Source organism: Mesorhizobium sp. USDA 4413 (genome assembly GCF_056280365.1).
On sequence record NZ_JBVPRP010000001.1, the window covers coordinates 5,623,685 to 5,645,268 of the forward strand.

At 62.9% G+C, this 21,584-nt stretch carries 9 protein-coding genes and 1 pseudogene; 5 read left to right on the forward strand and 5 right to left on the reverse strand.

All coding sequences use genetic code 11. The features are described 5' to 3' along the window. Nucleotides 1-18 precede the first annotated feature (18 nt). The 3 genes from ACVMIM_RS27465 to ACVMIM_RS27475 all read right to left on the reverse strand — a co-directional run bounded on the left by ACVMIM_RS27465 (nt 19) and on the right by ACVMIM_RS27475 (nt 14,206). The gene (locus tag ACVMIM_RS27465) at nt 19-11,580 is read right to left on the reverse strand and encodes an autotransporter-associated beta strand repeat-containing protein (RefSeq protein WP_476115720.1); all 11,562 of its coding nucleotides are present in this window, start codon (nt 11,578-11,580) and stop codon (nt 19-21) included. 425 nt (nt 11,581-12,005) lie between these two features. Next, nucleotides 12,006-12,776: an AraC family transcriptional regulator gene (locus tag ACVMIM_RS27470; protein ID WP_052458840.1), complete on the reverse strand. Its 771-nt coding sequence runs from the start codon at nt 12,774-12,776 to the stop codon at nt 12,006-12,008. Between the two features lie 1,043 nt (nt 12,777-13,819). Continuing rightward, complete coding sequence (locus tag ACVMIM_RS27475) at nt 13,820-14,206, reverse strand: DUF6894 family protein (RefSeq protein WP_476115722.1); 387 nt, start codon at nt 14,204-14,206, stop codon at nt 13,820-13,822. 216 nt (nt 14,207-14,422) lie between these two features. On the opposite strand from ACVMIM_RS27475, the gene ACVMIM_RS27480 reads away from it, so the two are divergent. Further along, nucleotides 14,423-14,638 (forward strand): hypothetical protein, encoded by a 216-nt coding sequence (locus tag ACVMIM_RS27480; RefSeq protein ID WP_040999733.1) that lies wholly within the window; start codon nt 14,423-14,425, stop codon nt 14,636-14,638. A 396-nt stretch (nt 14,639-15,034) separates the two neighbouring features. Here the strand turns inward: ACVMIM_RS27480 and ACVMIM_RS27485 are convergent, their stop codons facing one another. After that, nucleotides 15,035-15,652 carry a hypothetical protein gene (locus ACVMIM_RS27485; protein WP_476115723.1) on the reverse strand — a complete coding sequence of 206 codons (618 nt, stop codon included), beginning with the start codon at nt 15,650-15,652 and terminating at the stop codon, nt 15,035-15,037. A 151-nt stretch (nt 15,653-15,803) separates the two neighbouring features. Here ACVMIM_RS27485 and ACVMIM_RS27490 point away from each other — a divergent pair, with 151 nt between their 5' ends. Further along, entirely contained in the window at nt 15,804-16,952 is a 1,149-nt protein-coding gene (locus tag ACVMIM_RS27490; RefSeq protein WP_476117384.1) for a branched-chain amino acid ABC transporter substrate-binding protein, read from the forward strand. Between the two features lie 74 nt (nt 16,953-17,026). Here ACVMIM_RS27490 and ACVMIM_RS27495 read toward each other — a convergent pair whose 3' ends face one another. Beyond that, nucleotides 17,027-17,632, reverse strand: a complete 606-nt coding sequence (locus ACVMIM_RS27495; protein ID WP_476115725.1) for a DsbA family protein — start codon at nt 17,630-17,632, stop codon at nt 17,027-17,029. A gap of 389 nt (nt 17,633-18,021) precedes the next feature. Between ACVMIM_RS27495 and ACVMIM_RS27500 the strand changes: the two are divergent. The 3 genes and pseudogenes from ACVMIM_RS27500 (at nt 18,022) to ACVMIM_RS27510 (ending at nt 21,560) form a co-directional block, all read left to right on the forward strand. After that, a pseudogene (locus ACVMIM_RS27500) lies at nt 18,022-18,925 on the forward strand (branched-chain amino acid ABC transporter permease). Nucleotides 18,926-19,052: 127 nt separating this feature from the next. Next, nucleotides 19,053-20,168 (forward strand): branched-chain amino acid ABC transporter substrate-binding protein, encoded by a 1,116-nt coding sequence (locus ACVMIM_RS27505; protein ID WP_476115726.1) that lies wholly within the window; start codon nt 19,053-19,055, stop codon nt 20,166-20,168. 126 nt (nt 20,169-20,294) lie between these two features. Next, nucleotides 20,295-21,560, forward strand: a complete 1,266-nt coding sequence (locus tag ACVMIM_RS27510) for an MFS transporter (RefSeq protein ID WP_476115728.1) — start codon at nt 20,295-20,297, stop codon at nt 21,558-21,560. Nucleotides 21,561-21,584 lie beyond the last annotated feature (24 nt).

The window sequence follows — 21,584 nt, forward strand, 5'->3', positions numbered from 1 at the left end:
CGCCTGACGGCGATTTGGTTACCACTTGACGCTGAAGCCGAGCTTGGCGCCGATCGATCGGCTGTCGCCGAACTCTTTGAGGCTCGATTTGGCAAAGGCCTCGCCGAAGACCGTGTAGCGGTCGTCGGCCCAGGAGAGCGAGCCGCCCACACCCAGCCCGCCCCACAGCGGCTGGTCGCGCTCGTGGAAGCCGACCCCCGACACATCGACGTCATTGCCGTCGAGGAAGTCGTAATAGAGGTTGGCGATGCCGTAGAGATGCGAGCGGCTGACCTTGCCCTGGGCGCCCGTCCAGGCATCCTCATAGTCCAGCGACAGCCCGGCGCGGCCGACGAGGGTATCGCTGTTGCCCAGCGACACCGCCGCGTCGAACGGATCGGTGAAGCTGTTGAAGCGCACGGAGGAATAGGAGAGCTGCGCCTGCGGCGTCAGCGTCCACTTGCCCTGCAGCGCAAGCTTCTGGCCGGCCTCTAAGCTCAGCGCATAGCCAAAGCCGTTGTTGCCCTTGGCAAGATCGCTGCCCAGCGTGGCGGACTTGAGATCACTGTCATACCAGGTCGCCTCGGCCTGGGCGTCGGCATAGAAGCCGCTGTCGCCATACCAGGTCAGCGTGCCGCCGAAGCCGTAGCCGGTGGCCCGGATGGAGCCGAGGCCGTAGATCGAGGCAATGTCGGACGAGGCCGTGCCATAGTGGAAGGTCAGCCCGCCGAGCAGGATGCCGGTGGCGTCCTCATAGAGAAGGCCATCGAAGCCCGACTGCAGCTTCCAGGTGGTCACGTCGTAATCCGAGACGGTGGTGGCGCTGTCGGGGCTCTGCCTGGTGTGCGCCGCCTCGATGCGGGCCCAGATCGCGCTCTGGGCCGGCACGCTGCCGATCTCGTCGGCGCCTTGGCTGGCGCCGGTCCAGGAGCGGTTGCCGACGCGCTGCTGCAGGGTGCCGAGCTCGTTCAGGCTCTGCAGCACGCCGGGATAGGCCTCGTAGATCGGCACGGCCGGCGAATAGAGCGGCTGCGGCTGGCCGTTGATCAGCGCCGAGCGCAGATACCAGTCGCCGTCCGCCGGCGTGCTGACGCCGTTCTTGTAGAGCCGATAGGCATAGGCGCCGCCGACCACCGCCTGGTCGCCCTCGAAGACATAGTCGCCGGCGAGCGAGAAGGTGCCGTCGGAGCTGCCGCCGACATCGATGATCTTGATGCCTTCGACCGTCTGCGCGCCGCCGCCGCCGAGATTGGCGACTTTGAGCGTGGTGGTGCCGGAGGTGTTGCCGGTGACGACCAGCCGGTCGGTGGCGGAGCCATCGCCGCCGAGCACCGTCTCGATCTCCAGCGTGCCGCCATTGCCGGTGTAGTTGCCCGCGACGGTGAGCGTGCCCGGCACGCCGGCATTGCCGGCGGCGATCGTGCCGCCCGCGGCATTGGTGGTGTCGCAGACCGTGCCGGTGCCTTCGAGCCGCCCGCCGGAGAGCACATTGACCGTGCCGCACAGCCTCCCCGAGACATTGAGCGTGCCGCCGCCGATCGCCGTGGTGCCGGTGAAGCCGGAGGAGTCGGCCGTCAGCGAAAGCGTGCCCGATCCGCTCTTGGTCAAGGCGCCGGCGCCGGAGATTGCCCCGTTGAGCGTCAGCGTGGTCGCGGCGTCGGTTGCGATCGTGCCCTGGCCCAGCATGTCGACGGCGCGGCCGCTCGTAAAGCTGGCGCTGGTGTTGAGCGTGCCGCCATTGAAGGAGAGCCCGCCCGCCGCATCGCCGAGATTGCTGTCCGACGAGACCCTGAGCGTGCCGCCATTGATGGCCGTGCCGCCCGTGTAGCTGTTGGCGCCGGTCAGCACCAGCGTTCCGGCATCCGTCTTCACCAGTTGGGCATTGCCGGTGAGCGCCGAGGCGATCGTTGCCGTGTAGCCTGCGCCCGCGCTGGTGCCGTCGCCGACCCGGATGGTCGAGGCCGGCCCGACAAGGCCGATGTCGCCGCCCTTAATGACATAGCCGTCGGTCGAGAACTGCATGCCGGCAGCGCTCACCTGGCCGGGCCCATTATCCACCGTCACCGTGCCGGCCTGGCCGGCGAGGATGGCGAAGGCGCCGTCCGAATAGGCCGCGTTGATCGACCCAGTGTCTTCGGTCCAGTTGTTGTTGCCCGAAGAATTCTGCCAGGTGCCGTTGCCGCCATTGACCGTGCCGTCGAACTTCGGGCCGGCATCGCCGTCCCAATAGTTGAGGTTGAGCCCTTCCGTGTTGACCAGGTTGACCTGGTGGTCGATGGAGGTCTGGACAAAATAGTTCGAGGACGGGATGGAGCCGATCGCAAGCCCGTTGTTGGTCAGCGTGCCGGCATAGTTGAAGACGCGATAGATGCCGGGGCCAAAGGTGCCGCCCGGCGAGAGGGTGACATTGAGCGTGCCGTCGAGCGTCAGATTGCCGCCGACGCTGGTGAGGTCGTTGAGCGACCCGCCGGCGACATTGGCCTGGCCAAAACTGTAATTGAGGATCGAGCCGCCGGAGAGCGAGAGGTCCCCGAGGATCGCCAGCGTGCCCGGCGTGCCGTCGGCCGATCCCGGCGAGAGCGTCGCGCCGTCGGCCACCGTGACATTGCCGCCGATGATGCCCTTGCCGCCAAGCGTGGCGCCGAGCTCGACCGAGGTCGGCCCCGTGGCCAGGCTGTTGTCGCCGTCGACATAGAGGCCGCCGGCGGAAATCGTGGTCGGCCCGGCATAGGCGTTGGTCCCGGTCAGCGTCAGCGCCGCCCCGCCCGTCTTGGTGAAGCCGCCCGCGCCGCCGATCACGCCATTGAGGGTCAGATCGCCGAGCGTCTCGAAGGTGCCGTTGCCGGCGCCGAGCGTGGCGCCGCGCGCCAGCGCAATCGCGCTCGTGTTGCGCAGCGTGCCGCCATCAAGGGTGAGGTTGCCGGACGCATCGCCCAGATTAGCGTCTCTGGTGAACTGCAGCGTGCCCTGGTTGATCCGAGTGCCGCCGGTGTAGGTGTTGTTGCCGGTCAGCACCAGCGTGCCGAGATCGGTCTTGACGAGCTGCGCATTGCCCTGGAGCACCGATGCGATGGTCGCCGTATAGTTTGCGCCCGGCACGGTGCCGTCGCCGATGCGGATGATTGCCTGCGTCCCGACCAGCGCGATGCTCTGGCCCTCGACCAGATAGCCGCTGGTGGCGAACTGCATACCCGCGGCCTCAACCTGGCCGTTGGTCGTGCTGTCGACATCGACCGTGCCGGCAGTGCCTGCGAAGATGGCGAAGCTGCCATTGGAGAACGGCGCGTTGATATGGCCCGTATCGTTGGTCCAGTTGTCGCCGCCGGCGGCCTGCCAGGTGCCGTTGCCGCCATTCACCCGATCGTTGCCCTTAGGCCCGGCATCGCCGTCCCAGTAATTGAGCGTGACGCCGGCGATGTTGATCAGGTTGACCTGGTTTGCGACCGAGGTCTGCACGATATGGTCGGGCGCGTTGCTGACCAGCCCGTTGTCGGTCAGCGCCCCGTCATAGCTGATGATGCGGTAGATGCCTGGCCCGAAATCGCCGCCCGGCGTCTGCGCGACGTTCACGGCGCCGTCAAGCGTGAGGGCGCCATGCACGACGGTGAGGTCGTTATAGGCGCCGCCGACCACGTCCGCCTGCCCGAAATTGTAGTTGAGCGTCGCATTGGCCGCGAGATCGAGATTGCCGTTGATGGTCAGCGTGCCTGGCGTGGTGCCGATGTCGCCGGGGTTGAGCGCGCCGCCGTCGAGCACGCTGACAGCGCCGCCGATCGTGCCGGTGCCGCCGAGCGCGCCGCCGGCCGCCACCGTGGTATCCCCGGTCGCTGCCGACTGGTTGCCGTCAATAATCAGCGTGCCCGCGCCCACATTGGTGGCGCCGGCATAGCTGTTGTCAGCGGTGAGGATGGTGACGCCGCTGCCGATCTGGTCGAGGCCGCCGCTGCCGGAGATCAGCCCGGCGAAGCCGTAGCTGTTGTTGCGGTCGAAGGCGAGCGTGCCGTTGTCGACCACATCGCCGGTGATGGAGCCGGTCGCGCCGCCATTGCCGAGCTGCAAGGTGCCGGCCGCAATCGTCGTGCCGCCGGCATAGCTATTGTCGGCGGCAAGCACGAGCGTGCCAGCGCCGTCCTTGACCAGCGCCCCCGCTCCCTCGACCGCGCTGGTCAGCGTCAGCGTCGTCGAATTGTCGGTGACGAAGGTGCCGCCGCCGGCATTGAGCGTCGCGCTGCGCGCTGCGGTGAATGTGCCGGTCGTATGCAGCGTGCCGCCGTTGAGGGTAAGCGCCCCGGCCGCATTGCCGAGATTGGCGTCGGCCGAAACCTCGACCGCGCCGCCATCGATGACGGTGCCGCCCTGGTAGCTGTTGGCGCCGGTCAGCACCAGCGTGCCGGCATCCGTCTTGGTCAAGGTCCCGGCGCCGCCGACCGTGCCGGTGAGCGTCAGCCGCGTCAGGGCGTTCGTATCGAATGTGCCGCCGCCGGTGGCGATGCTGACGGTGCGCGCCGACGTGAAGGTGTCGGTGGTGTGCAGCGTGCCGCCGTCGAGCGAAAGACCGCCGGAAGCGGCACCAAGGCTGCCATTGCTGCCGACCTGGACCGTGCCGCCATTGATGGCCGTGCCGCCCGTGTAGCTGTTGGTGCCCCCGAGCACCAGTGTGCCGAGATCGGTCTTCACCAGCTGGGTGGCGCCCGTCAGGTTGGAGGCGATCGTCGCGACATAGGCCGCACCCGCCGCCGTGCCGTCGCCGACGCGGATGATCGACTGCGGCCCGACCAAGCCGACATCCGCGCCCTGGATCAGATAGCCGTCGGTGGCGAACTGCATGCCGGCTGCCTGCACCGCGCCGTTGGTGCCGTCCACGGTCACCGTGCCGGCAGTTCCTTGGAAGACGGCGAAGCTGGCATTGGCGAAAGGTGCTGCGAAGAGGCCGGTCGCGTCGGTCCAGTTCTGGTCGCCTGCGGCGCGCCAGGTGCCGTTGCCGCCATCGACAGCGCTGTTGGAATGCGGACCTAAATTGCCATCCCAGTAGCTCAGCGTCAGCCCGGCCGAGTTGACCAAATTGACCTGCTTGGACACGGACGTCTGCACGAAATAATCGGGATCGGTGACGGTGAGCCCGTTGTCGGTCAGCGAACCGCTATAGTTCATGATGCGGTAGACGCCCGGCCCGAAGCTGCCTCCCGCTGTCTGCGTGATGTTCAGTGTGCCGTCGAGCGTCAGGTTGCCGCCGACATTGATCAGGTCGTTGAACTGACCGCCGGGCACGTTGGCCTGGCCGAAATTGACATTGAGGTTGGAGTTGCCGAGCGCGAGATTGCCGTTGATGGTCAGAGTGCCGGGGGCATTGCCGGCGCCGCCGGGGGCGAGCGTGCCGCCATCGGCCACGGTGACGCTGCCGCCGATGGTGCCGCTGCCCCCAAGGGTGGCGCCGCTCGCGACATTGGTCTGGCCGGTGGCGGCGGACTGATTGCCATTGATCAGCAGCGTGCCCGCATTGACGTTGGTGGCGCCGCTATAGCTGTTGGTGCCGGTCAGCGTCGTGGTGCCTGTGCCGATCTGGTTGACCGCACCCGTACCCGAGATCGGGCCATCAACTGTCAGCTCGTCAGAGCGGTTGAAGGCCAGCACGCTGTTATCCGTGATCGGACCGGCGAGTGTGCCGGACGTGCCGCCATTGCCGATCTGCAGCGTCCCGGCGGAAATCGTCGTTCCGGCGCTGTAGCTGTGATCGCCCGTCAGCGTCAGCGTGGCAGCGCCTTGCTTCAGCAGGCTCTCGAAGCCGGTAATTTGAGCGCCGTTGAGCGTGCGGCTCAAGGTGGTGGTCACCTGCAGGGTATCGGAGCCGCCACCGCCGTCTACGCCTACTCCGGCGATCGTCGCGAGACCGCTCAACAGGAAAGTGTCGTTGCCGCTGCCGAGATTCAATGCGGCTGCGCCGGTGCTGAGCGAGCCGGCGGTGAGATTGACAGTGTTGCCGCCTCCCCCAAGCGTACCGTTGCCGAGCAGCGAGCCGCCCGTGATGTTGATCGTGGCGCCGCCGGTCCCGCCCGTGAACAAGGTCTGAGTGCCACCGGCTGCCTGGACCGTTCCGCCGCCGACGTTGAGCTTCGAGCCGGCGTTCATCGTGATCGTTGGCGTGGTTATCGAGGCGCCCCCGCCACTGTTCTGCAGCGTGCCGGCGTTGATCGTAGTTCCGCCGGTGCTCGTGAGGCTGCCGTTCACCTGCAATGTGCCAGCGTCGACTCGCGTGGCGCCGACCTTGTTTGTCGCCGTAAGTATGGTCGAGCCGGTGCCGACCTGCGCGATCGTGCCGATGGCCGCCTGCGGATCGGGGTTGATCGTGCCGGTGAAACTGAAGGTGTCGCTGCGGTTGAACGACAATGTCGAGGTCGAGTTGACGATGATGACGTTGCCGGTGCCGGCATTGCCCGACGTGCCGCCATTGCCGATCATCAGATTGCCGTCATTGATGACGGTGTTGCCGGAATAGCTGTTGTTGCCCGTCAGCACCCAGGTGCCAGAGCCGCTCTTGCCGAGCGTGGTCGCGCCACCGGCACCGTCGGTGATCGCGCCGCCCATCGTATTGGTGCCGGTATTGGTGCCGCCCAGCCCCAGCGTGCGCGGGCCGCTGCCCGAATAGGTCACGGCCGCCGTATTGGTGAAATTGATTGCGCCGGTCCCGGAAGATTCGATCGAGGTGGTGCCCGCCGCCAGCGTGAAAAGCCGGTTCGTGCTGTCGCCCGTACCGGTGTAGCGCAGCGTCGCGTTGTTGCCGATCACCAGGTTCGCGGCCGCGCCGGTGGACTGGCCGATCGAGCTTGCCTGACCGCCATCGGCGAGTTTGTCGACGCCAAGCACACCGCCGGTGATTGAAGTCACACCTGTGTAGGTGCTGGCCTGGTTCTTCAGGATCCAGGTGCCGGTGCCGGTCTTGTTGAGCGAAGTCTTGCCGGTGCCGTTGTCGGCAAGCAACCCCGACAGGCTGTTGTTGCCGGTATTGCTGCCGGTGAGCGTCAGCGCGCGCGCCGTGTTGGTGCCAGTCAGCCCGATCGCACCCTGATTGGTGAAGCTCACCGCGCCCGTGCCCGACGCATCGAGAGTTCCACCGCCCGTGCCAAGCGTGAACAGGCGATCGGTCGTCCCCGCGGCTCCACCAGATCCGGTATATTGCAGCGTCCCGTTATTGAGGACGAGGTTGCTCGCCGATGTGCTCGCGGCGCCGATGCCGCTCGCCTGGCCGCCATTCGCCAAACAGTTGACGCTCATTGATCCGGAACTGATGGTCGTGGCGCCGGTATAGGTGTTGTTGCAGCCTTGCATAGTATGCGCGGACCCGCCGCCCGTGGCGTTTAGGCCGCCTGAGCCGCTGATGACGCCGCTGAAGGTGCCCGCGTAGTAGCCGTTGAGCGTCAGCGTGCCCGTGCCCAGCATCACGTTGCCCGCGCCACTGAGGCTGTAGAACGTGTTGTTGAACCCATTGAGGTCCAACGTCGCCCCCGATGCGACGCCCGCGCCCCCAGAGCCAAAGGCCTGCGTCGAGCCGGCGCGCAAGATGCCAGCATCGACCTGCGTGCCGCCGGTCATGGTGTTGGCACCCGAGAGCACCAGCGTGCCGGCTCCCCTCTTGTAGAGGCCACCGGCGCCGGTCGCTATGCCGGTGAATGTGAGTGTCGTGCCAGCGTCGCCTACATTGATGACGCCTGTGCTCGCCAGGGTGAAGCCGCGGTCCGTGCTGGTTGTGCCTCCAGTATAGGTCAAAGTGCCGTTGTTGAAAACCAGATTGGACGAAGCATTGCTGGACGCACCAATGCCACTCGCCGCCCCGCCGTTCGCCAGGCAGTCGGTGCTTATGCCTCCACCGCTCAACGTTGTGACGCCGGTGTAAGTGTTCTGGCACCCCTGCATGATCTGCGGAAAACCACCTTGGGCGGTGGTTATTCCGCCGCTGCCGCTGACCACCCCGCTGAACGTCGCGCCGTAATAGCCGTTCAGTGTCAGCACGGCCCCGCTGGTCAGCGCGACATTGCCGCTGCCGGCTATGCCGTAGAGCGTATTGTTGTACCCGTTGAGGTCGAGCGTCGCGCCGCTCGCCACCGTCGCGGTGCCGGCGATCGCGCCCCCGAAGGCCTGCGTCGAGCCGGCCTTGAGGGTGCCCGCATTGATCGCTAAACCCCCAGTGAACGTGTTGGTGCCGCCGAGCACCAGCGTGCCCGCTCCGTTCTTGATAAGCGCGCCCGATCCGGAAGCGCCGATGCCTGTGCCGCTGACGGTCAGCGTCGTGCCGGCGTCGCTCACGTCGAAGCCGCCGCCACCGCTCCCAAGGGTGAAGCCGCGATCTGTGCTGGTCGTAGCCCCGACAGCCGTATATTGCAGCGTGCCGCCGCCCGACATGGTGAGATTGGTCGACGCGTTGCTCGACGCACCGATGCCGCTCGCGGTGCCCCCGTTGGCCAGCGTGTTCACCGAGAGCACACCACCGGTGATCGAAGTTGCACCGGTGTAATTGTTTGCCGCGTTGGAGAGGGTCAGGGTACCGGCGCCGGCTTTCGTAAAACCAGAGCCGTCGGGGCTAGTGACCAGACCGCTGAACGTCAGGTTTGCGGCACTATTGGAGACATCGATCGTGCGCGACGGACCGCCATTGACAAGTGTAAATCCGCGGTCGCTCGTGGCCGTCGTTCCCGAATAGAACAGCCTGCCATTCTCCAGCACCAGGTTGGAAGACGCGTTGGACGATGCGCCTATACCGCTCGCAACACCTCCGTCGGCGATCGTGCCCACCCAGAGCGTGCCGCCGCTGATCCTCGTCGCGCCGGTATAGCTGTTGGTGCCGGCGAGATTCACTGTGCCCGTGCCCGCCACGGTGAAGCCGGTCGGGCCCCCATTGTCGACGATGGAGGACTGGATGACGAACGTCCCCGTGCTGTTTTGCAGCACGCCGAGCGTACCGCCACCCGCTGGCCCAGTCAGTTGCCCGCCGGTGATGGTCTGATTGTTATTGCCGACTGAGGAAGAGACGATGATCGTGCCGTCCACTCCCAACGTGTTCCCGCCGCCGATCGTAACCGTGCTGGCTCTGGCCACAGTGTATTTAAGGCCGCCAAGCTGGACGTTACTCCCGACGATGCCGAAGTAAGGCGTATTCGCCGCGCCTCCGGTATCGCTGACGACATCGCCGGTTACCCAGGTGCCGGCATCGTCCTTGGTTGCATAGGTCGTCCGCGCGACGATGTTGCCGCTGCCGTCGACCTGGGCGTAGTCGGTGGTCGTTCCGCTGGTGACCGTCGCCCATCCGCCCAGCACCGCGCCCGGCGTGGTCGTGATGTTGCCGGTCGTGGGCAGAACGAAGTTGGCGAGACCGCCGCTGTGGTTGATCGCGCCCAGATTGACTGTGACATTGCCCGAACCGGCGATGGTATTGCTGCCGGCGGTGAAGTTGGTCGCGGCGAAGCTCTGGGTCTGGCCCGTTGTTCCTGTGACAGTCAGAGTGCCCCCTGCCATAGTGAGCGTGGACGCGCTCGATATGATGTTGCTGGCTGGGGCGCCGGCTGCGCCGAAATTGAGCGCCAGCGTGCCGCCATTGACAATGGTCGAGCCGGTATAGGTATTGGCACCCGTCAGCGTCAGCGTGTTCGTGCCGGCCTTGATGAGGTTGCCGGAGCCGGTAATGCTGCCGGCATAGGACCCGGCGCTGCCGCTCGTGGTTGTGCCGGGGTTGATCGTGAGATTGTTCGCGCCCAGCGCCACGCTGCCGCCGGTGCCGACGAGGGACGAAAAGGTCGTGTCGAAGCCACCGAGATCGAGCGTACCGCCATTGACGACTGCCGCTGGCGCTACCGTGCTCGCTGCGCCGAAAGCCTGAGCGCTGCCGGCTCGCAGTGTGCCTCCTTGGACGGTGATGATTTGAGCAGTGGTGCTATTGGGGCCTGTAAACGTGTTGGCTCCAGCGAGCACCCAGACGTTGGAGGCACCACCGTTCATGGTGACGTTGCCGACACCTGAAATGACGTCGGCCAGCGTGTTCGTGCCGGCGTAGCTCCCGCCCAGCGTGAGCGTGTAAGCTGAGCTGGAGCCAAGCGTGATCGTTCCGCCGCTGAGCGTCAATGCACCCGAGGCGCTGTTGTTCTGGATGGCGCCGCCGCTGCTGCCAATGGCCACAGTGTAGTTGGTGCTGGCGGCGCTCGCGCCGACATAGCTCAGCACGCCGCCGTTGATCGTGAGGGCGGGGCCACCTGCGAGCGCCGTCGCCGAGCCGAGCGAGCTGTTGCTGCCGATATCCGCCAGGCTGCCGACATTCAAGGTGACGGTGTTGATGTTCGTTGGGCTGGTATAGGTGTTGGCGCTGTTGCCGAGCGTGATGGACCGGTTGATGCCGCCACCGGTGAAAACATTCACGGAGTTGTTCTTGGTGGTGTCGACGATGCTGCTGATCACGCCGTTCAGGACGAGGTCTGCCGACTGTGCGCTGAAGGTGTACCCTACGCCCGAGGGATAGCCGGGCGTTTGATAGCTTTCCGTAATGTCGCCGTTCAGCGTGAGCGTACCCGTGCCGCCGTTGATCAGCGTTTGCCCGCTGTAATAGGCACCCATCAGGTTCCAGTTGCGATTCGAGCTGTCTCCGGTCCCCTTGTAGACAATGCTCCCGAGGTAGACATTGGCGTTGATCGTACCGTTCGCCGCGGTTGTCGGCGCGCCAAGTGCGCTCGGTCCGGCGCCGACGTCGCGGATCGAGCTGAAGGTGACCGTGCCCCCGCCACCGAATGTGGTCTGTCCTGTGTAGTTGTTGTTGGCGTTCGTGAGATTGACGTTCGCGCCCGCGATCAGTCCTCCCGCGCCTGTGTAAAGGGCCGCGCCAAGGTCGCCCGCGCTCGTTGTCGCGGCTAACGTGAGGGTTCCGCTCGAGATCGTGACCGTGCGGCTGGCACTGAGCGCCGTCGACCCGCTGTTCGTCAGGCCTGCCGCTCCGGTTGTGACGATGTTGTTGCTGGTCGGGCCGAGCGCGGCGTCGCCGTTGAATGTCAGAGTGGCGTTGTTGACATTGATCCCGCCGGTGAACGTGTTCGCGCCGTTCAGGGTCAGAATGCTGCTGGTGTTTGTCCCGGTGACGGTGAGGCCGGCGGTCCCGGCGAGAATTGAGCCGACGGTTGCGGCGATGCTCGTGCTGGTGTTCGTGATGGTAACGGTCGGCGTGGTCCCGCCGAGCGTCAGCGTGCCGCCATTGATGACGTAGCCCGTCGTCTGGAACGTAAGGCCGTTCGCAGTGATCGGCGCACCCAGAGTGACGGTGCCGGCCGTGCCGCCAAAAACGGCAACGTCCGGCGAGCCGGCATTGTTCACCCAAGGCGTGTAAGGCCCGCTCAGACCGTCGCCATTGTTGCTCCAGAAACTGGAGCTGACGTCCCACGTACCGGAACCGCCGAGGCCAGCCGTGGTGCCATTTACGTCCCAGTACCTGGAGGCGGCGCTCGCGGAACCTGCCGCGAATCCTGCGATCAGCAGGGCAGGCACAAGCCGCCCCGCCAACCTGCAAGCGATCGAAAGCATCGGCTGGATGGCCTGCGGCGCATAGCTGGCCGCCTCACCTTTATATTTGGTCATGCGACCGCCGCGCAGAAGATGAGAGAAGTCAGGCCTGCGGGCCAACTCTGGTCGTCGCCCCCGGCTACCCGAACGCGCCTGGGAGGATGCGCGTCCGGGATGCTGGCGGTCGGCCTTCGGTCTCTGGTGGCCGCTGTCGCCGTCGGCCTTTTGATCTTGGATCGTCCCGCCGCAGGCCAACCCAGCCATGTATTCCCCCTAAATTAGAAAGTCTTAATACATCGTATTCCGATGAATCAGAGCACGATGACAAAAGGAGGCATGGAAATGCTGCCACGTATTTCAGAAAAGTTCTGCGTTTTGCAAAAACGCCCGCTCCGCACAAACGCTTCGTCCGGAACGTCAACAAAGTGTTGTGAAAACAACACACGTCGTTATTTCACAATCCTAACATAGTCTTAAAGAACCGGAGGAGATTGAGCATTTCAGATGGAGGCGCGCAGGCGAGTCGGAGTCGTGCCCCGGTATTTTTTCAGCGCGGCTGTCAGATGGCTTTGGCTGGAGAAACCACTGAGATAAGCAACATCCGCAATGGTCAATTTTCCCTCCGCAAGCAATCGGGCGGCGTGGTCGAGGCGCAAGTCAAGGAGATAGCGATGCGGCGATCTTCCGAAGGTCCTGCGGAATGCCTGGGTAAAGTGTTTTGGTGACAAATTCGCGAGCGCGGCAAGTTCGCTGACGGAGATCTTCCGGGCAAGGTTGGCGCTCAGAAAATCCTGCAAACTACGCGCGGACTTTCGCGCTAACCCGCCTCCGAACTGCTTGGGCTCCTTCTCCTGCGAGGCATAGGCGTGAAGTAGGTGGACACCAAGGATCGCAATGAGATGCTCGACGTAGAACTCGCTAGGGCCATGCTCTTTTGTCAGTTCGGCTTTGAGCAATTGCGCAACGCGCAAGGCAGTATGGTCCACCGTACCGAGCGCTGGGGGCTTTAGGTCGGCTTCAGCAGCCCCGAATTGCTGCAGGGCAAGTTCTTTGAGACTGCGATCCGGGTAAACAATGATTGAGCTTTCTCTGGCCCTCGACAGGTGGAGACGAGCCTCAAGATGCGCCGGCTTCAGGATAATGCCGCCTGCAGGCGCGTCGTGACTTTCTCCGTCGCCTTCCCCTACAGTTGCAGATACGCCTGGGGCCGGTTCGAGACCAACATATACGACAAGGTGGCGGGCTTTAAACGTATGCGATCCGGGCGGCAACCGAGAGTATGCAGCTGCTCCTCGCCCTGTTGATATTGCTGACCCGTCAGCTACCGAAACGACGGATTCCAAGTCATTGACAGGATGTGCACCAGCATCAAGGTCATCCCCAGAAGGAGTCATGCCGTTTGGTCCATTATTTAGCATAGGCTAACATTAGTATTAGCATTGTGGTGCAACGTTGATCTATACGATCACGTTCCAACCGAGCCGTTGTAAAGCGAGCTACATTGAGCCACCTGTCGGCGTCGGCACGGGAGCGCAATTACATTTGATACCGGCCGGACCGCCGCAACGAATACGACTTTTATCATCCCGTCCCTGCAAATGTCCTCCCAGCCCAGCATGTGTAGCGTGACAAGCCTGAGAGTGTCGGCCTTCACAGGTTGACTGTGACCTTGCCGGCTTCCTCGTCGACCTCGGTAACATCTACAGTAAGCTCGGTTTCCTGGCCCTGCTTCACCTTAGACGTTCGGTCCACGATTGAAGCGGCTGACCATAGGAGGGAATCGACACGCTCACTCGGTCCTCTGTGACCCGTCTGTGCACCTTGGCCGTGATGGCCACCTCATCGCCAATGTTGAAAGAGCCCTTCGCCATGTCATGAGTCTGGGGCGGGGAGCGCATTATTCAAGCGCTTGCTAATGGAACATCGAACGCAGGGTGAGGGTGATCAAGCAGTCGGCGCGCGGGCTGACCTGCTTCCAATCGTGCGCCGCGTCGGGAGGGTTCATCGCAACCAGGCCCACACCCGGAAATGCGAATCCGCAGGAGGCCCGATAAAGAGCCCGTCTGGCACCCAGGCAGGCGGGCTCTTTCTCGACAGTCACAATAGACCATCGCAGGTTGCGTAGTGGGACCTCAATCCTCGTGCAGTACGAGAGGTTATCGAAGATTTTTACCTTGCCGCCGATTGTTGCGACCACTTCCCCGGAATGTGCATCGGCGGCTAGGCCCGGCTCGCATAATCCTGTGTCACCGCGATCTGCGAGCCGGGCTTGGCGTTCTATTTGGTGTGGCGACGAAGCCGTTCGACCTCCGCCTCAGCAACCGAAAATAGGCTGTCGAGATCGTCCATATCGGACGTGAAGCCGTCTTCTGCAAACTCCCGGCGTAGCGCACCAACTTGGGCTTTGGTGCGAGAGAGCGCAGCGTCCCAGCGGTCCTCGCGGGCTGGTGCTCACCCCCCACATTTTCGACAATCCATGCTGAGTCGAGCGTGAGGATGCTCTAAAGACGTACCGCCCGGCGTCGTCGCGCACCTTGACCAGGAACGTCCGCCTGGGGCCATTGGGCAATTGCTCGCGGGCGATGTCGGGCAACACGTCAATCGCCTTGTCGCTAACCTCCGCCAACGATGAACATTCCACGCCAGAATCGTCTCTCGCCAACTCGCTCCCATCGTGAATATCGAAAAAGAACAACGGCATACCTCCACACTCTGAGATATTTTCTCGGGCCTTTCAGCTCGACTTTCCATCGAAATGAATGTTCCTGGGTGCTGTAAAAGGCTGCTTGCGCACCTGTGTCAAATGTGAATGCGGGGCGCTTCTGTAAGGCTTAAGGTTCATACGTCGTCCGGTTTTGTCATGGGGCACGGACGCTGGGAGCGAATAGCACTCTCGCCCAACCGCTAAGGCGCTGAGATGCACACCCAAATCATGGAACCGTCCGACCTCGAAATGCTCACTCGCGTGCTGCACCACATGTGCAGGCAAGAAGGGCATCAAATGGACTCTGACGATGGGCAGAACCTCGCCAGGAAGCTGGTCTATCTCTTCCAGAGCGGCGTCGTGGATGAGTTCGACCTTATGGATACCATGGAAGCTTGGTCCCGGGAGAACCAACGCCGCTTTGGCTGAACGAGCGGGGGAGGCAAGTTCTCCAAAATCGGAGCCAGCCTGCCGGGCCTAACCCGCTGCTCATGGCGCGGCTCAGCCATTCGAAACTATCAGGATCAGCGGTCTCGATCTCGCAGTCGACGTTCGCGATCGCCCTGCATCGCAGGACCAAACTGCGGAACTCGGTATTCTCCATCGACTACATACTGGCCGACAAGGGAAACGAATGATGGAAGCAGCCCCCCTTGACCAAACCACGATCCTGAGTGCAATCGCAGCCGATGTCCGCTTTCGGGAAGCGGCAAAGCTGATCCCCACGACCGACATGCGGCGCAAAAGCGGATCTCGGAAGCATCAACCTGTCTGTATCAGTTGGCGGTTTCGGACGATCTGAAGGAGACTGGCCGTGCTTTCGCCTCATGTCTCCGAAACTGTCGAACGCAGAAGAGCCTGAATGTGTTCTGGTAGATCGAGTTCGCCCCGTGCCTCGATCTGCAAAAGATATCGGGCCTTGGCCAATCGATCCCCTTCGCTGACAGCAGGGTAGGCGCAAATGGCCAGTAACGTCCTTTCCTCCTGCCGGCTGGCTCTGTCGTGGTCGCCACTGCTGCCACCCACTTTGTGAATCGCCTTGCCGAACGCGGCGTATGCCGCCATGTGCGCTTCAATCAACGCCTGCAGCTTGTCGGTTGTTACGAGGTCTCGACGCATCCCCTTTGCGGCAGAAGTCGTTGCCGCCACTGTCGACCCCAAAACGGCGGCGCCAGAGTGGGCGAGCAAGGCGCGGCGGTTGATCCTGGTCGTGGTGATCTCTCCTCTTCGTTTCAGCCCGAAGGCACATCCGAATCCGAAACCTGACCACCGTAACACGATGGCTCGCGCATTCATGTCAGGATGGTTGGCGCCACGGCCGAACCAGGCGCCGGCACTCCGAACGCGCCCCTTCGCGGCACCAACCCTGCCCCTGTCGCTGAGTGATGGCCCTTCGATACAAATACCCATCAACCGGACTGCCTTGGTGTCCCAGTCTTGCATTCCACGTGGCCTGGTTGGGCTTGCGCTCCTGAAGAGCGTTCATGGCGTGTTGAACAATTCTCTTTTGCCGGGCCATTTCAGCCTCGCCATTGTCCACCACCAACAGTCGGCGCCGCCGTTTCATGTCGAGGTCAAGAGGGAACAAGAGGCAATGAAAACGACAAGTTCGAGAACATCCTTGGGGCTCGCCGTTGTCGCGTCCCTCATTGCCATCACGGCAGCGAGGGCCGACATCACAATTGGCCTGGTCGCACCACTTACCGGCCCCGTCGCGGCGTACGGCGACCAGGTGAAGAACGGAGCCCAGGCCGCGGTGGACAACATAAACCAGTCAGGCGGCATAGGCGGCGAAAAGGTCGTGTTGAAGCTGGCCGATGACGCCGGCGACCCGAAACAGGGCGTGTCGGTAGCCAACCAGTTGGTCGGAGAAGGAGTGCATTTCGTCGTCGGCCCGGTCACGTCGGGTGTGGCGATTCCCACGTCCGATGTCTTCGCCGAAAACGATGTTTTGATGGTGACGCCGACGGCCACTGCGCCCGATCTGACGGCGCGTGGTCTCACCAACGTTCTTCGCACCTGCGGTCGTGACGACCAGCAGGCCGACGTGGCTGCGAACTATGTACTTCAGCACCTCAAAGACAAGCGCGTCGCCATCATTCATGACAACGGCACCTATGGCAAAGGCCTTGCCGATGCGTTCAAGAGAGCCATCAACGGCGGGGGCATCAATGAGGTCCTCTACGCTTCATTGACACCCGGCGAGAAGGACCTTTCGGCCCTCGTCGCGAGGCTGAGGTCGGAGAAGGCGGACGTGGTCTATTTCGGCGGCTTCCACCCTGAAGGAGGACTGCTCGCCCGGCAGCTCGCCGACATCCAGGTCAAGGCGCAGATTATCGGCGGCGAGGGCATTTCCAATACTGAATACTGGGCCATTGCAAACGAGGCCGCCGCCGGCACAATCTTCACAAACGCCAGCGACGCCGCAAAGAATCCAGCCTCGGCCGACGCTGTCAAAACATTGAAGGAAAAGAACATTCCGCCGGAAGCCTTTACCCTTAATGCCTATGCAGCGGTCGAGGTCTTGAAATACGGAATCGAAAAGGCCGGAAAAACCGCGGATGCCGGCGCCGTCTCGGCGGCGATCAAGTCCGGCGAGGCGATCCCGACCGCCATAGGCCAGTTGACCTACAGCAAGAACGGCGACCTCAGCTCTCCCCGTTTCAGCCTGTTCACATGGAAAGACGGCAAGATCGTCGACATGGAAGGACGGCATCGCAAAATACAGGCAAAAGACGGGTAAACGCGGCCTTCTGTGCGCTCAAAGATCGCCATAAGAGCTGGAAGCTCGCCCACAACGAAGCGTGGGCGGACAAGCTACCAGCCGCCGCTCGCCAGCCACCGATCGACCATCGCCAACCGATCGGATCCCCAGAACCCCTCACCGTCGACCACGAAAAATGGCGAGCCGAATATGCCGCGCTCGACTGCTTCTTCGTTTCGGGCCGGCAGCGCGTCCTTCCATCGTTGGTCCGACGCGGCATCGGCAAGCATCTGCTCGTCATGCCCAAGCTCGGCGCCAAGGCGCGCCGAGGTGGACACCTCGGCTATATTGGCTCCCCGTTCGTACATCGCGGCAAGGAGATGACGAGCCAAGGCGCCAGCCATGTCCGGGCCCATGGCATCCACGGCATAAGTCATACGGGCCGGGGCAAGCGAGATGATCGGAAAAACCGCGGGCAAGGAGAACGGCACCCGACGCAATCTCGCCAGGCGCTGCCAGTCATGAATTGCATAAGCACCGCGCATTGGCTGGCCGGGCAACGGCTCCATCCTGGTCACCTTGAACACGGCGCCGAGCAGAAAAGGACGCCAGACAATCGACCGCGAATGGCGCTTGGCGATGTCACCGATCTCGAACGCCGCGAAATAGGCGTAGGGGGAGCTGTATTCGAACCAGAATTCGATTGGTCCGTGCCTCATCGGTCCGCTCCTGCCAGCGCCACCCAACGCGAACTCGGCGCGAGGAAAAAGGTGGAACGGTCAACAGGTCACTGAGACCGCTGAAGGAATGGGAGTCCTTGGCGATTTCCGTTCGTTGACCGTTCCGACGAGCCGTCCGCTAGCCCATCCACAAGCAGCGGGCGGCCCGAAGTCATGTGGGTACGCCGTCTTGGTAGCCAGCTCCCCAGCTATGTCACAAGCGAACTATCTTCAGCCGCTCATTAGCAGCGCTCATGCCGAAAACGCGCCGGTCACAGCGCGCGTGAGCGATCCTCACTCGGGGGCGAAAACAACTCGCTTGAGACGCCCATCCGCACGCCTTCTGTTGCGCCGACGAAGAGGGCTCCAATCACCAGCAAGAGGCCTAGATGGAATATTTCGCCCAGCAAGTTTTCAACGGCCTGACCTTGGGCGCCATCTACGCGCTGATCGCCCTTGGCTACACGATGGTCTACGGGATCATCGGCATGATCAATTTTGCCCATGGCGACATCTTCATGCTTGGCGCCTTCGCCGCGATGATGGTGTTCCTGATCCTGGTGGCGATTTTTCATTCCTTGCCCGCGGCGGTCGCCTTGCTGGTCATGGCGATCGTCGCGATGGTCCTGACCAGTCTCTGGAGCTGGATGATCGAGCGGATCGCTTATCGGCCTTTGAGAGGCTCCTTTCGGCTGGCGCCTCTGATAACGGCCATCGGGATCTCGATCGCGCTTTCGAATTTCGTGCAGGTGGTCCAGGGGCCGCGCAACAAGCCGATCGCGCCGATGATCTCCCAGACCTTTGACGTCTTCGGCGTTGTCGTGGCGCTGAAGCAGATTGTGATCATCGGCGTGACCGCGGTGCTGCTTGCGGTCTTTTGGTATCTCGTCAACAAGACACCGCTCGGGCGCGCCCAACGTGCCTGCGAGCAGGACCCGAAGATGGCGGCGATGGTCGGCATCGACATCAATCGCACTATTTCGGTCACGTTCATCATGGGTGCCGCGCTGGCCGCGGTCGCCGGCACAATGTTTGTCATGTACTACGGCGTGATCTCGTTCTCGAGCGGCTTCATCCCCGGCGTCAAGGCATTCACCGCGGCAGTTCTGGGCGGCATCGGTTCGATTCAGGGCGCCGTTCTCGGCGGGCTGCTTATCGGGCCTGATCGAGGCACTTTGGTCGGCCTATTTCTCCGTCGACTACAAGGATGTGGCGGCATTCTCGATCCTTGTCGTGGTGCTGATCTTTCTTCCTTCGGGCCTTCTGGGCAGGGCCGAAGTCGAGAAAGTCTGAACACTCGCAAATCCCCACAGCGATCCCGCTAGCCGGGTCATCGTCGGACACAACGAATTCCCGTGGCGAGGGGTGAGGGCTGCGGGGGAAGCCAGCATTCTCACCATTTAACCAATGGAGCATAGGCATGAGAAAACGACTTGTCCCAGTCCTGGCCGCAGCAACACTTGCGGCTTTCGCAGCCAGCGCGCATGCCGACATCCTACTTGGTGTCGGCGCGCCGATAACCGGTCCGAATGCTGCGTTCGGCGCGCAGATCCTGCGTGGCGCCCAGCAGGCGGTGGACGACATCAATGCGGCGGGCGGCGTCAATGGCGAAAAGTTCAAGATCGTTGTCGGCGACGACGTCTCCGATCCCAAGCAAGGCATTTCCGTTGCCAACAAGTTCATCGCAGACGGGGTAAAGTTCGTTGTCGGTCACTATAATTCGGGTGTCTCCATACCGGTCTCAGAGGTTCTGGCGGAGAACGGCGTCCTGGAAATCACCCCCGCCTCGACCAACCCTCGCTACACCGAACGAGGCCTGTGGAACACATTCCGCATGTGCGGCCGCGACGATCAGCAAGGTGTCGTCGCGGGGGCCTATCTGACGAAGACTTTTCCGGGCGCCAAGATAGCGATCGTTCACGACAAGACGCCCTACGGCCAGGGCCTCGCGGACGAAACGAAGAAGGCGCTGAATGGAGCTGGCGTGCATGAGGTAATGTATGAGGGTATCAATCCGGGAGACGTCGACTTCTCGGTCCTCATCGCCAAGATGAAAGATGCCGGGATCTCTGTCGTCTACTATGGCGGCCTGCACACCGAAGCCGGTCTGATCCTTCGCCAGCTTGTCGATCAGGGACTCAAGGCCACGGTCATGTCGGACGACGGCACCGTCTCCACTGAAATCTCGTCGATCGCGGGAGACGCCATTGACGGCTTCACCTTCACCTTCCCGCCGGACCCCCGCAATCGTCCCGCCGCCAAGGCAGTCGTTGAAACATTCCGCAAGGCAGGCTTCGAGCCCGAGGCCTATACGCTCTATTCCTATGCCTCGGTCCAGGTGATCGCCGAGGCGGCCAAGGCCGCCAACAGTCTCGATCCGACGGCGGTTGCCGAGGAGATCAAGAAGCATGGCAAATTCAACACCGTGCTTGGCGATCGCAGCTTCAACGAAAAAGGCGACACCACAAACCCCGACTATGTCGTCTATCGCTGGAAAAAGGGGGAGGATGGCAAATACAATTACAGCCAGCTCTGATGGCGGCAACGCTCGGCTTGTGACCGCGGCGTGAACAACCTTCCCCTCAGGTGAGCCATTCTCGCACGCCTGAACCTCGTCGGCTGGCTATCATCCGCCAGCCGACATTCTTCCTGGAGATCACTGGTGAGCCGTTCTGTCGCCCATTCGAGCGAAGTACCACGGCCGAGCTTGTCACCGTCACCGTTGCGGATGATCATCGTAGCCGCAGCCGTGCTCTCGATCTGCATGGGGCTGCGACAGAGCTTCGGCCTTTTCCTTCAACCCATGCGCGCCGACATCGGCGTTTCGGCGAGCGCGTTCGGCTTCGCGCTTGCCGTGCAAAACCTGGTATGGGGCCTGGCTCAGCCTATCATCGGGATGGCCGGCGACCGTTACGGTCCGCGGCCGGTGCTGATCGGTTGCGCTGCCACTTACTCACTTGGCCTTGTGCTGATGAGTTGGGGCGGGCCGATATTGGGGCTCAATCTCGGCGCCGGAGTGCTGGTTGGCGTTGGGATCGCAGGATGTGGCTTCGGCGTCGTCCTCGGCGCCGTATCGCGTAGCGTTCCGCCGGAAAGACGCGTTCAGGCGGTCGGCATCGTTTCGGCCGCCGGTTCGATGGCGACCCTGGTGATAGCTCCTCTGGGGCAATCCATCATCGAGAGGGCCGGTTGGCAGGCAGCGGCACTTGTCTTCGCCGCGCTCGCGCTCGCCATCGGTGCCATCTCGATTTTCATCGGCGGCCGGACGGCGCTTCTGGAGGACGCCGCGCGACGGCCCTTCTCCACGAAGGCCTCTATCAGCAGGGCAATGCGTCACCCCGGCTTCCTGGCTATGACGCTCGCTTTCTTCGCCTGCGGATTCCAGCTTCAGTTCATCACGGTCCATTTGCCCACTTATCTCGGGATTTGCGGCATTTCCAGCGACGTCAGCGCGCTTGCGCTCGGAGTTATCGGGATCGCGAATGCGATCGGCTCATACGTTGCAGGGAGACTGGGGGCCCGCCATAGCCCGAAACAGCTTCTGGCTCTTATCTATCTCCTGCGCACCCTTGCCATCATCGGCTTTGTGGCAGCGCCGGTGACGGCGTTTTCGACCCTGGGCTTCGCCGCTGTGATGGGCTTCCTTTGGCTGGGAGTGGTTCCCCTCGTTTCCGGCCTCGTCTCGAAACTGTTCGGCCTGCAGCATTTCAATACGCTGTTTGGAATTGCCTTTCTCAGTCATCAGCTCGGCGGCTTTGCGGGAGCGTGGCTGGGCGGTTTGTCCTACGACCTTACGAACTCATACATGACCGCCTGGGCTTCCATGGTCGTGGTGGGCCTTGCGGCCTTCCTGCTGCAATGGTCGATGGACGATCGCGACCGTTCGCCCGCAGATCCTGCCAACGATCTCGTCGGGCGCGCCGCTTAGACAATTAAGCCTTGGGGGACCGCA